This is a genomic window from Natronolimnobius baerhuensis, from assembly GCF_002177135.1.
GTDB classification, from domain to species: Archaea; Halobacteriota; Halobacteria; order Halobacteriales; family Natrialbaceae; genus Natronolimnobius; species Natronolimnobius baerhuensis.
Genome location: NZ_MWPH01000004.1, coordinates 184,677 through 197,031 on the forward strand (window position 1 = coordinate 184,677; position 12,355 = coordinate 197,031).

Consider the following 12,355-nt stretch of genomic DNA (forward strand, 5'->3'; position numbering starts at 1 on the left):
TGCCAAAGCAAGAGATGTGTGTGGTGGTTGGGTCAAGGGTAAGGCTAGCCGGGGAAGACCTCCAACTGTCGTCACCTCGAGTTCGCTAACGAAGTTGAGATACGGAAAGAAGTCCTGAAAGGGGACTTCAGTGATTAGAGAGTCGTTCACGTACCATTCGTAGTAAGTATAAACGAAAAACAGGATATAGATTGAGTACGTGGTAGCAAAGATTCGAATAAAATACAGTACGTCTGACTTTGATTGAATGATAACAATGGCGAGCAGAGTAAAAACTAGCCCTGATGAGTTTGTAAATAGCATCGGAACAGTGTATCTAAGATCGGTTGCCACCGATACGGAAAGAAATAGACTGACAAACGCTAGGGAAAGAAAAGCAAGGGCATATAATTTTCTTTTTTGGATGTATAGATGGGTACGCTGTTCAACTCCGTTAGATCGGTACTGTCGTAGCGCGTTAGCAACAAATGCTACGAACGTCGAAATGAGTAAGAAACGAAAGAGCGACATATTAACTGGATCTAGCGGGATTCGATAGAGATCAAAGGGAAGTGAAAGTATAGTGAGGGCAAATAATGACTTTCCTTTGAATGATTTACTAAGGCCAAAAATGAGTCCGACAAAGGATGCAAGGCAAACAAGTATAGCAATATTAATCATTCCTTTGGGCTATTCTCGTTTCTCGAGTTGATAAAACCACCGAGAACAAGAAAGCCCTTGCCGAGACGATATTTATTCCAAGGAAATGGGAGGACTACTAATCCCCAGAGATCCACAATCAAGGATAGATGTTATATCGTTCTCAACAAAGTCTTGCCTCAAAAAGATCATGCTCTCGTCAAACGTAACGGGAACAATAGGAGGAAACTACTCTCCTTTTGAACCATCTTAAAGAGGTAGTTCACGGTAACCAATTAGCAGGTTTGAAAAGAGTGTTAGTTGAACTTACTCCAAATTAATGAACCTTCGCGAGGCTACGATGACCAGCTTAAACAAATACATTCATTCTCAACCATTCAATCATAATTAAATGAACAAAGAAGATCAACTCCCTTTTGTTTCAGTCATAATCCCAGTATACAACGAGCCGGACAATATCCGAAGTTCTCTTTCCAGCATAGTCGACCAAACGTATCCTGAGACACGATACGAAGTGTTGGTTGTCGATAACGGATCGACCGATGAAACTAGAACAGTCGTTCGTGAATTCCCCGTTCAGCTACTTGTCGAAGACGAAGTCCAAGGATCATACGCAGCACGAAACAGAGGGATTGAACGAGCCACCGGTGAAATTCTGGCGTTCACTGATGCTGACTGCGTGCCTGAGCAGGAGTGGCTTTGGAGTGGTGTCTCGAAAATGCATCAAGCGGACGCAGAACTTGTTGCCGGACGTATCCGATTTAACTTTTCCTCGGAGAAGACCGCTGCCGAACGGTTTGATGCAATGGCTCATTTGCGGAATGATAAAAAAGTACAACGTGGTGTCGCAATGACAGCGAATCTCTTCGTATGGAAAAAAGCGTTCGAAGAGATAGGTAAATTCCCGCAGAACCTGACATCTGGCGGCGATGTATACTGGACCCGGTCCGCAACGAACTCAGGCATGGAACTCGTCTATTCCCCAGAGGCGATTGTAAATCACCCATCACGTCAACTTCGTCCGCTCCTAAAGAAGATGTATCGTGTCGGGAATGGAAGCATCGAAATGTGGTACTTGGACGATCAAACGACCGCTTGGAGGATTGTTTCCGGATTGATTCAGTTCCCGTTGAAGGTATTTCAGTTTGTGAAAAGTGAGAGCAGTAACAAAACGGAACGAAATACACAAACACCATCTGATCGTGATCCCGAACAGACCATCGACGTCTACCTTGCTGCCGTACTCGCGGTCATCGCGCTACTGATCGGAAGGGTTGTTGGCCTCGTTAAATTGCTCTCGCGCCTACTCCACCGTTAGAAGCTGATAGAAGCTACGAATTGTTCTTCCCTTCGGTTCGACTGGAGGTCTCCCAGACAACAATATTGGATCCGCGAACGAAGTTCCATAATCCGAGCAACATGCCGTAGTTTGAGTGAAGAAAATAAAATGGAACATGAGTGACGACCGGATCGTCTACCTCGAGACGGGCCGCGAGTGCGCCGATTGCAGCAAGGAGATAAAAACCAAACTGACCGACCAGCAACAGTTGATAGAGCAGCGAGCCAGTCATCAGGACGAGGCTTGCGCTTGCAACGAACACTAAAAATAGCAGGACCGGTGATAGCCAGCGAACAAGTTTATGAGACCACAATTGATACGAAAACAGCGGATATCGAATCGGATTCAGTAGGTCAGGATAGTTCGCTATTGCGTGCCAACATCGAGTGACGATCCGAACGCGCCGGCGGGACTCCGACGTTGACGAACTCTCCGTATCCTCCCACGCGACTGCCGTAGGTGCGTACGTGACAAGTTCTCCTTGGCGAACGATTTCTAACGGCTCGGCGAAGTCACTAATGGCGTCTCGAGGAAGCGGGATGTACGATTCGGCACGGATCGCGTAAATTGACCCGTTGCCGGTCACGAGGGAGTTAACATGCGACTCGAAGCGCTTGATCAGCGATTCGTAACGCCAGTAGACAGATTCGCCTTCCACGCCATTGGATTGGCGGTATCGAAGTTCGCCGACTACACAACCGACGTCAGGGCCGAAGTTCTGCACTAACTGCTGGATCGCGTCCGATTCGTACATACTGTTTGCGTCGGAGAATACCAAAATATCCTCGTCAACTAGTTCGGCTACTTCGTTTTGGCAGGCCGTCTTTCCGACGCGACCTTCGATTCGCACGAGTTCGACGCCGTGGTCAGCATACTCTTTGACGATCTCGTCAGTTCGATCTGACGATGCGTCGGAGAAAACGACAATTCTGAGTTTCTCATCTGGGTATACTAGCTGGAGGCAGTTCTCGATCTTTTCACCGATAATCTCTTCCTCGTTGTATGCAGCGATAATTAGTGCGACAGGTGGATGCTCAGATGGTGAAGCGTCGGATGTTCGACCGCGTATGCGGCTTCCGATCCACATTGAGAGTGGATAGACGGCGTAGGTATGGACGAGTAAATACAGCGCACCCCAGAAGGTGATCAGGGAAAGAATTTCAATTACCATCGCTACGAGTGAGTACACTTCACGAAGGATCGATTTTAAGGGTTTGGTTCATTTTCGTGAATTAAATTGCGAGATGCCGATTATGTTATTCTAGTTAAATTTCGACTCGTATGTGTTCTATAATGTTTTCAGATTATATATGATGGAAATATTTAGTGTAAGCTAGTCAAATACTCAGGATATTCGAATAACCAAACCATTAGCCATAGATATATGACTCAGACTGGTTCAATAAGAATATGACCGCAGTCCGTCTGGAAGAGGTCCTAAAAAAAGACCCAGAGACAATCAGTACAGACTTCTCGCACATTCAGCATATGTATACTGGACATTTTTCTGACTATTATTATAATAGGTTCGACCGATCTCTCGATATTGCTGACCTTCATCCTGCTAATCAGGCCCTTATTATCGGAGGTGGTACTGGAGTCTTTGCCCTTTCGCTAGCCAAATACGTTGATGATGTTCATTTCACAGACATTCCTCGAGAAGAGCCGATGTTTTCAACTGCCCGCACTCTCTTTGACTATTCGACAGTCGACGGTAGTGGGGTTAAGTATACGGCGGCTGATGCAACCAACCTTCCATACGATTCCGATTCATTCGATGTGGTGTTTGCGCTTGACGTGCTCGAACACATTCCAGACGAGCGAGCAGCAATCTCCGAACTTAAACGCGTTACAGCGTCCAATGGACAAGCCATTGTCTCGTCGCCGATCGAAGTAGGACCGGCGGTCGGCATCCGTGAAGCATACCGTTTTATTGACGGCCGGCGCTGCAAAACAAAATCGCTCACAGAACTTGGTTTATCTATCATCGGAAAATCTCCACTTGAAAGAAATGACCATCACCGTGGATATGACTTCCGTCAGACTATTAAATGGCTATCAGAGGAATTCAACGGCACCTCAACTGAATATTGTCCCTACCCAGCGCTCAAATGGCTAAATCCGACTGTGATAATTAAGAGTAAGTAGGCGACATACCCGGTTCGGTGATCCTTCCCTGGAGTTGGGTCTCAACTGACTCCTTGAGGATATGGTGAATTCCTAGTCGAACTACCATCGTTGTCGTCTCATACAACCACACGCTCCAGTCGGATTTACCTGCCAATTTTGTTCACGCAGACTGCTCGGAACGCGGTCGCCCCGACAGATGTCGTCGGCATGATATTTTAAAATAGTCTTCCTGAGCGAATACTCTGAATGATCATATTGTTTGTTCTTACTCATATTGACAATTCATTTATGATCTTATCTGAGGGATATGAATTGGCCGTGCGACAACCGAGGGTAGAGGACAAACGTATTGTCTTTGAGGACATATTATTCTAATACACTCTCACACCACAGTGACTCGAGACCCGGAAACCTATGTCAAATTATATTTATTCACAGTCTTGGTCTAAGGCGAACACCGCGCTCACCCAGGACAAAACACCTATACCTCTCCGACGGACTCACCACAAATATGAACACTTCGGGTGAGCCATGGACGTGATCGACGATGACGGGAACCTCTTTGGCGCGGTCAACGTCGTCGACGCACTCGTGGTCCTGCTCGTTCTCGCGGTTGTCATCGCTGGGGTTGCCGCTGTCGGTGTCCTCGGTGCAGAAGTCAACGACCCTGACGAGGATGATGAGAACCTCACCGACACACGCTATGCAACCCTCGAGATCGGAACCGAATCGATCACAACCGCCGAAGCCGTCACCGCGGGCGACGAGCTGACAGCAGGCAACGAACGCCTCGAGATTACAGACACGTACGCAGTCCGGACCGCGAGCGACGACGCGCATCTCACTGTCCGAACCGAAATCGAGGCGACAGCACACGACAACGGGACGCTCGAGTTTGCCGACAGGGAACTCACCACGGGCCAGAACGTCTCAATCGAGACGGATGCCTACGACGTGACGGGCACGACCACCGTGCTCGAGAACGACACGGCCGACCTCCCGACGACCGAGACGGACGTCGTGTTCGAACAGACCGTCGATCACGCGACGGCCGAGCAGATCGACGCTGGTGACGTCTCCCAGATCGGCGACGAGACGACAGCCACGCTCGAGAACGTCTCCGTCTACCCTATCGCTGCTGACCAGTATCGCGTCATCGCGGGGGCAACACTCACAACGCTCGAGGGTGAGGACGAATACAACACCGTTCGCTACGGTAACGCCATCGTCGAACCCGACTCGAGTATCGCGTTCGCGACCGACGGCTACACGCTCGGACCGACGATCCGCGAGACGGGGACCACAGCCGAACCGGGCGAGGACACGACGACGACCGTCGAGATCGACCTCGAGGGACTCGAGGATCGCGAGGCGTCCCAGTTCGAACCTGGCCTGAGCGAAACGATGGGTGGGGACACCTGGGCAACGATCACCGATGTCGAGCGCGACCCCGCCTCGGTCATCGTCGAAACCGACGACGGCGACATACACGAACGCGAGCATCCGACACAGGACGACGTCACCCTGACTGTCGAGTTAGACACTCGCGAAACGACCCTCGGGACGCAGTTCAAAGGGACACCGTTGCGTAACGGCGACAGCGTCTACCTCGATTTCGGCGTCACGACTATCGACGAACGCGCCTGGATCATCGACTGACCGCCTATGACAGATTCGAACGTCGACACCCACGCAGACCGCGATTCCATCGAGCAGCGCCTGCGAGCGGGTGCTGAACGATCCAGACTCACAGCCACGACACGAACCCTCGCACGCTACGTCCGCCACTCGTGGTGCTATCGCTGGCTCACGAAAGAGCCCGATCCGGACGTCATCGTGATCGACCTGCGGGAAACGTACACCGTCGGCCCGTTCATCCGGATTCTCGACGCGATCATCGCACAGTTCGCTCGAGCAGCCCACTCCTCGCGTGCGGTCGACATCGGCCGCGACATCGCGGCTCGCTTCGAACGCCGACCGCTTCGCGTGCTGGGCATTGCAACGCTCGCTGCACTCTCCATCTCGCTGCTTCTCTCGGTCGCTCTCAGCCAGACAGGAACGCTCTGGCTCGGCGCACACGTTGCACTTGCCGGCGCGGCAGCACTCGGCCTGCGCTCGGAGCGAACGCTCGAGGACCTGACTGAAACCCGAACCTGGGAACTGCTCAGTGCGGCATTCGAGCCGCCGGAGCCACCGGAGTCAGAAGCACACGAAGCCTCGGCTGACGAGGAAACGACTCCAGATGCCGACGCGGACACCAACCGGTGCTAAAACGCAGTCGCGGCTACGACTCTGGCTGTGACTCTGAGACTGCGTCCTCAGCAGCATTGATTCGGACGGAGTCCGTTGTGACAACGATTTCTGTACCCTCGTGGACAAACCGGACAGTCAACTCGCCCTGGTGGTCGACGAGTGCATCGAGAGCATCCGGCTCGACAATATCGTACAGCGGCCCAACCGACTCGGGCGGCTGGTCCGTGTAGGCCGCGAGCGCGGAAACCACGGCGGTACTCGCAGACTCACCGCGTTGAATAGTGTATTCCATGGTAGGGACGGGAACGGGGACTCCCAACCTGAGAGGAAGAACCGCTGACGAATAAGACTGACTGATTAGTTAGTAAAACAGAGTGCCAGATATATCGGTACTTGTGAATGATATAATTATACACAACCACTATCGGTAATCAATTCGAATTCCCACCATCCCACTCCGAGACACCCACCTCTCCATTACGAACGCCGACGCAACACTGCGGCCCAGAGATCCGTGAGGACGGTCCAAAGCTGCCGAATCACGATTTTCACGTCGAACCAGAACGACTGGCGCCGGATGTATTCGAGGTCGTAGCGCAGTTTCTCGTTCGGGTTCGTACTCTTCGCGCCGTTTACCTGTGCTAACCCGGTCAAACCGGGTTTGACGAACCAGCGCTTGCGCCAGGAGGGAGCATCGGCCTCGAGGAGGACTTCCTCTTCGGTCCAGGCGGCCCGCGGGCCGACGACGCTCATCTCGCCGATCAGAATCGACCAGAGCTGTGGGAGTTCGTCCAGATGCGTTCGTCGTAACAGGCGACCCACGCGCGTAATTCGGTCGTTTTCCGCATCCGCAGCGGGAGTCACCGATTCGCCCTCGGGGATCATCGTCCGGAACTTGTAGACGGGAAACGTCTCGCCGAAGCCGGCGGTCCGGTCCTGATCGTACAGCACCGGTCCGGGACTGTCGAGTTTGATCGCAGCGGAGATCACGATCATGAGCGGTGCGAACACGAGCAGTCCGACCGTCGCAAAGACGATATCGAACAGTCGCTTGCCGAGGTGGTCGAGCGGGTCCCACGGCTCGAGGTCGACATCGACGAACTCGTCGACATCGCCTTCGGAGACAAGCACGCTGTCCGCGTAGTCCCGATGAACCTTCACATCGACGCCGTATTCGTGACAGGCATCGAGCGCGCCGAAGAACTCCGCGCGGTCGGCGTGACGAAACGCTAGGACGACCGTATCGACGTCGTGCTCGAGCAAGACATTCTCGAGGCGTGAGAGCCCGCCAAGGCGTGCGAGGCCGTCAACGTTGCCGTAGCCGTTGGCCGCGAGGCGGTCGGCATCAGTTTGTTCGATTCCGCCGTCGGGTGCGGGTCGGACGGACTCAAGGTCGGTTCGAGTGCCGACGACGGACGGGCAGAGATAGCCGTGAACGGGGACCGAAAGCAGCGGGGCGATGCGGTCGATTTGATCGAGGTCGTCCCCGACGACGAGCGTCCGTGCGGCACCGTTGCCAGGGCGGCGACGAATCCAGACGAACCACGCGGGTACTGCGACCGACAGAATACCGAACGTCATCACGAGCGTCGCCCGCGGGAGCCGATAGGTGTAGTTGAAGTACCCAAGCGTCGCGAGGACAGAGCCGGCCACGAGCACGCGCTTTTGAGCGAAAAAGACAGTATCGAGCACGCGCCGCGGATGGGGCCGATACAGCGGCGCGAGACACCCCATGACAGCGCCGATGCTCAGGATGAGCGCCCAGTAAAACTCACTCCCCGAGAGAACGGTCACCTCGAGGCGGTTGAAGACTGGCACGTGCGTCGTAAACAGACGCTGTGGAAACGGGTGATTCGCAACGGCGACGGCACCCGCGGTCACCACAATCACGCCGACGACGCTTACCAGCCGGTACTTCCATCCGGTCAACATTCGTTCCGTCGCACACCAGCGGGTCGTATAATATATTTTATATTTTATCCTGAGCGTTTGTCCACCGAAGATACTCACTCTGATCGGAGTGACTCTCGATTGTCGTGTTATGTCAGCAACAGTAATCAGTCAGCGTTGCCGAGGCAGGCACACTCGCCTGCTCGAGTGATTCACGATTCTCCTGAGTACCCAGATGCAGTCCCGCGATTCCGAGTGCCCACTCGAGACATTCCGCTCACGCACAGACTGGCAACAGTATGAACTGACTACTCGAGTGCGACTGTCTCGCCGGTTTCGACAGCCGACGCGGAGACCTCGAGCGTCTCATCGCCGACGGTGTACTCGCCCGGGTACGGCACTGTCACAGAGAGTTCGCCATCGTCGTCAACCGTCACCTCTCGCTCGTAGACAATCGTCTCGTCCGAGACGGACTGTTCGGTCTCGAGGGCCACCGTCTCGCCGGGTTCGCCAGTCGCCGTGATGTTCGCACCGGGGACGACGGCAAATGCCGAGGCCTCCTCGTCGAGGTAGATTGCCTGATAGTGCTCGAGTGGGTCGCCAGTGCCGCCGGTGCCGTGCTCACCATGGAGTTGCACGTAGGCGTTCGTTCCCATGACCTCGCCGCGGTCAGTCACGACGACGTAGCCGACCCGCCCATCGAACTCGTCGGCGTACCAGGCGTCCGGGTCGTCGTCGGCTGCGAACTCGTCGTAGGTGTTCGCCGCGTAGGAGTAACTCTGTGAGTCGCCGCTGACGAAGTAGTTGTACATCCGGTTGTCACCCCACTGACTCAGCACGAACTCGCCGCTTCCGTCGCGCTCGAGGTCGGTGGCGTGTGCGTCAATCGCCATCGCCGCGCCGAACTCACCCTCGCTGTAGGTCGTCTGTGCGCTCAACGACGGAACGAAAAACAGGTTTAACCCACAGATCAACAGGACGACCCAGACCAGCGCGAGGAGTTTTTTGCGGTCGGCTGGAATCCGAATACTCTGCTCGCGCTCGCCACCGTCGGCAGCGGCTTTGCGGGACCGCCCGTCGCGTCCCTCATCCGGTTTCCGGTCCCGGAACGGCTGTGGCGCGCGCGCCAATTCAACCCACGACAGCAAGTAGACGAGTCCCAGGCCACCGAGAATCGAGAGGATGATCGTTAACTGCGCAGCGAATCGAACCTGAAATGCCGCCATCACGAGCCAGTACACGCCATACACCGACAGCAACAGCCAGCCGGGTTCATAGCGCTGTACGGTCACCCAGCACGCCCACAGCAGGACACCAATCGCGAGATAGAAGCCAATTCCGATCTGAGCCATCGGCTCGAGGATGATCGCGTTCTCGGTTGCAAATAGTGAGCCGATCTCTGTTGCACCGTGATGTTCTCTGTAGAAGACGTCATCGGCACGGTCCCGCAGCCTCGCCCATTCGTCCGGGCGAACGGATCGAAACGCGAGAATTCCGACGACTGCTGTGACTGCCTCGAGTCCGACCAACCCAGTCGTTGGCCACTCGAGGCGCTGCCAGAGTTCGCCAAGCCCGGCAACAACTACGGCCCCGACGACGACGAGCACGGGGACGAGTGCGGTAAAGGGTTCGTGCCAGCCCCAGCGGACGTGCAGGAAGCCGGAGACGCCCGCAGCAATCGCCAGTCCGACGAGGACGGGTGCGTTCGCCAGCGTCGGCGAAATTCCGTTTCGCGCATCGAGAGCGACTTTCAGCCCGACGTAGCCGGCAACGGGGATGAACATCAGTGCCGAGCCACCCCAGGCGTGGGCCGACAGGGCGAGTGCAACACCGAGAACGCCGGTTGCAAGCCACGTTCCCGGCTGCTGGAGGTGCGCCCGGATTGCCGCCCGCGAGGACCGTTCCCACTCTCGGCGGCGCTGTACATCGACCGCCAGCCAGCCCAGTGCCAGCAGCGTCACGCCGAGCCAAAAGTACTGATAGGGTCGATGCTCGAGGAAGCCAGCGGACGTATACACTGCGTGGACGGGCGTCAACGCCAGCAAGAAGACGGACGCGAGGCCGACGCGGACGTCGTCGGTGAGGGTAACGGCGAGCCAGTAGACGACGATCCCAAGCAGGAGCGTCATGACGATGGGCACCCACGCGGCGACCATCGCCGCGGCCCACTGATCGCCGCCGAGCAACGAGGCGAACAGCCAGTTTGCAGCGTGAGTAAAGGGGCGCGTGCTAGCAGCACCGCCGGGCATGTCGGTGATGACGCTCCAGTCGGTCAGCCCGTCCGAACTCGCGAGTAACTCCTCGGTCCAGTAGCGATAGTAGTACGGGTCGTTCCCCGGCGAGACGACGTGATCGCCCTGAAAGACGGACCGATAGTTCAACAGGCGCATCGCGGCCAAAACGGCAATCACGCCGGCGAGTCCAGCCAGTGCTCGCCCATCGAGGTCGACGGAAACGCGCTCGGCGAGTGTTGGGCCCGTCTCTGCGTCCTCCGCAGCGAGTGACTCGCCCTCGAGTGCCGTTTGTACTCCCTTGCGACTCGCCACCTCGTACTCGCCGTTGGTTTTGGTGACGAGTTCACGGGAGACAAGCTCGCCGAACGTTCCCGAATCCAGCGGGAGGTCGTCGAACGTCCACGTCTCGTGGTCGGCATCGACGGCGAGGACTGTCTCGAGTGTCGCCTCGCCGTCGTCGGTATCCGCACAGAAGTCGGCCGCCGCGTCGGCGACCGTGGCGGGGTCCGGTTCCTCGGCCATTAGCGCGTATGTCGCGCCGTGATTTGATAAAGGCTGCGAGCACAGTCGTCCTGCATGCACTCAGCGACGGGAGGCGATAACTGCGAGCGTGACGAGGACGACAACAACGAGGACTCCGCCAATAATTGGCCACTCGAGCAGGCCGTCGTCATCGCTGTCGTCTGCAGCGGCGACCGTTCCCGATCCCGCGTCGTCCCCTGCGAGTTGCAACACGGCAACGACCTGCCCGTGTGAGGCATCGGTCTCGTAGGTCCAGCCGCCGACCTCGTCGTAGGCGACCGCATCCTCGAGTGGGTCGACGTCGGTGTCCCAGGCCTCGTGTGCCTGCTGGACGTAGCCGACAACCTCGAGATCGTCCGCGTGTTCGCCCTCGAGTTCGACCGCGCCGTACTCGACAGTCTCGTCTTCGGGGAGGCCGTGCCACTCGAGACAGTGTGAATCCATGTAGCCATCGCCCTGTGGCACGTCCGGATCGGTACCGAACTGGTCGCTGTCGAACGGGCGGTCGTAGTGCTCCGTCAGTGGGAACTCAACAGTGAACGGCTCGGCGTCGCCGTGCCACTCGAGTGACTCCCCGGTCGAGATCGTCGCAGTTGTGTCAGGGACGCTCTCGCCAGTGATTGGCTCACCGGCTTCGTTGAGTAGCGTCACGCAAATTTTCCCGGAGCCCTCTCCCAGGTAGGGTTCTCGGTACTCATCGCGCGGATTGATATAACTCACCCAACTCCCGTCGTCGGCTGCCTCCTCGAAGAACGGATCGCCTGGCTCTGGTGCCGGGATCTCGGCTGCGTCTTCGGAGACACCCTCATCCTGTGCCACTGCAAGTCCCGCACTCGAGGGCGGCCCCATACCGACGCCAAGGAGGAAAATGCTGGCAAGAACGACACCGCCGACGCAGGCGACCCCGATGCGGAGCCGGCGCGAACGGAAATCGGCCGACGTCATCGCTTCCTCCGCAGGCGCGAGTCTGCTCGAGTCTCGACAGTCAGCTGCCCACTCAAGGGCGGTCGCAGTCGTCGATCCCACCGCTGCTGTGCTGTGTCCCACTGGGGTACCATTACCGCGAGACACGACCGGCCCAGTAGTAGATATGAGCGTCGTACAGCCACACAGATGACGACTACAGACGACCCTTCGGTCGAGAAACTGGCGCTCATTCGTCGAGACGAACTCTTCGCCCGACGGACTCGTGCGCCAGCCACGAGACGGCGGACCCCGACGCCGGCAGCAAGTATTGGTCGGCCTACAACAGACACTCGAGCTGACTGGATTATGTGTTGAACAATTAACAAAACCCTGGACGGTGATTCGGCTGGTATGGGATGGTCCCAGCTTCCGGGCATTGATC

At 56.3% G+C, this 12,355-nt stretch carries 9 protein-coding genes; 4 read left to right on the plus strand and 5 right to left on the minus strand.

The genetic code is table 11. From position 1 onward, the window contains the following. The first annotated feature begins 1,030 nt into the window (after positions 1 to 1,030). Positions 1,031 to 1,957, plus strand: a complete 927-nt coding sequence (locus B2G88_RS17145; protein ID WP_087715498.1) for a glycosyltransferase — start codon at positions 1,031 to 1,033, stop codon at positions 1,955 to 1,957. Positions 1,958 to 1,970: 13 nt separating this feature from the next. Here the strand turns inward: B2G88_RS17145 and B2G88_RS17150 are convergent, their stop codons facing one another. Then, complete coding sequence (locus B2G88_RS17150; protein WP_054862381.1) at positions 1,971 to 3,149, minus strand: glycosyltransferase; 1,179 nt, start codon at positions 3,147 to 3,149, stop codon at positions 1,971 to 1,973. Positions 3,150 to 3,388: 239 nt separating this feature from the next. Between B2G88_RS17150 and B2G88_RS17155 the strand changes: the two genes are divergently transcribed. From B2G88_RS17155 to B2G88_RS19990, 3 genes are all read left to right on the plus strand, one after another. Further along, on the plus strand, positions 3,389 to 4,126 hold the full coding sequence (locus B2G88_RS17155; protein WP_087715499.1) for a class I SAM-dependent methyltransferase: 738 nt from the start codon (positions 3,389 to 3,391) through the stop codon (positions 4,124 to 4,126). A gap of 513 nt (positions 4,127 to 4,639) precedes the next feature. Beyond that, the gene (locus B2G88_RS17160) at positions 4,640 to 5,767 is read left to right on the plus strand and encodes a DUF4330 family protein (RefSeq protein WP_054862382.1); all 1,128 of its coding nucleotides are present in this window, start codon (positions 4,640 to 4,642) and stop codon (positions 5,765 to 5,767) included. Positions 5,768 to 5,773: 6 nt separating this feature from the next. Next, complete coding sequence (locus tag B2G88_RS19990) at positions 5,774 to 6,379, plus strand: hypothetical protein (RefSeq protein WP_176393282.1); 606 nt, start codon at positions 5,774 to 5,776, stop codon at positions 6,377 to 6,379. 13 nt (positions 6,380 to 6,392) lie between these two features. Here the strand turns inward: B2G88_RS19990 and B2G88_RS17170 are convergent, their stop codons facing one another. The 4 genes from B2G88_RS17170 to B2G88_RS17185 all read right to left on the minus strand — a co-directional run bounded on the left by B2G88_RS17170 (position 6,393) and on the right by B2G88_RS17185 (position 11,952). Then, positions 6,393 to 6,653 carry a HalOD1 output domain-containing protein gene (locus B2G88_RS17170; protein WP_054862383.1) on the minus strand — a complete coding sequence of 87 codons (261 nt, stop codon included), beginning with the start codon at positions 6,651 to 6,653 and terminating at the stop codon, positions 6,393 to 6,395. A gap of 185 nt (positions 6,654 to 6,838) precedes the next feature. Next, on the minus strand, positions 6,839 to 8,293 hold the full coding sequence (locus B2G88_RS17175; protein ID WP_087715500.1) for a sugar transferase: 1,455 nt from the start codon (positions 8,291 to 8,293) through the stop codon (positions 6,839 to 6,841). Between the two features lie 266 nt (positions 8,294 to 8,559). Then, positions 8,560 to 11,007 (minus strand): MFS transporter, encoded by a 2,448-nt coding sequence (locus tag B2G88_RS17180; protein ID WP_087715501.1) that lies wholly within the window; start codon positions 11,005 to 11,007, stop codon positions 8,560 to 8,562. Positions 11,008 to 11,067: 60 nt separating this feature from the next. Further along, complete coding sequence (locus B2G88_RS17185) at positions 11,068 to 11,952, minus strand: hypothetical protein (RefSeq protein WP_054862446.1); 885 nt, start codon at positions 11,950 to 11,952, stop codon at positions 11,068 to 11,070. Between the last annotated feature and the right edge of the window lie 403 nt (positions 11,953 to 12,355).

Coding starts and splice junctions, on each gene's coding strand:
- B2G88_RS17175 (WP_087715500.1), bottom strand. CDS start 8,293: ATGTTGACCGGATGGAAGTACCGGCTGGTAAGCGTCGTCGGCGTGATT.
- B2G88_RS17180 (WP_087715501.1), bottom strand. CDS start 11,007: ATGGCCGAGGAACCGGACCCCGCCACGGTCGCCGACGCGGCGGCCGAC.
- B2G88_RS17160 (WP_054862382.1), top strand. CDS start 4,640: ATGGACGTGATCGACGATGACGGGAACCTCTTTGGCGCGGTCAACGTC.
- B2G88_RS17145 (WP_087715498.1), top strand. CDS start 1,031: ATGAACAAAGAAGATCAACTCCCTTTTGTTTCAGTCATAATCCCAGTA.
- B2G88_RS19990 (WP_176393282.1), top strand. CDS start 5,774: ATGACAGATTCGAACGTCGACACCCACGCAGACCGCGATTCCATCGAG.
- B2G88_RS17155 (WP_087715499.1), top strand. CDS start 3,389: ATGACCGCAGTCCGTCTGGAAGAGGTCCTAAAAAAAGACCCAGAGACA.
- B2G88_RS17170 (WP_054862383.1), bottom strand. CDS start 6,653: ATGGAATACACTATTCAACGCGGTGAGTCTGCGAGTACCGCCGTGGTT.
- B2G88_RS17150 (WP_054862381.1), bottom strand. CDS start 3,149: ATGGTAATTGAAATTCTTTCCCTGATCACCTTCTGGGGTGCGCTGTAT.
- B2G88_RS17185 (WP_054862446.1), bottom strand. CDS start 11,952: ATGACGTCGGCCGATTTCCGTTCGCGCCGGCTCCGCATCGGGGTCGCC.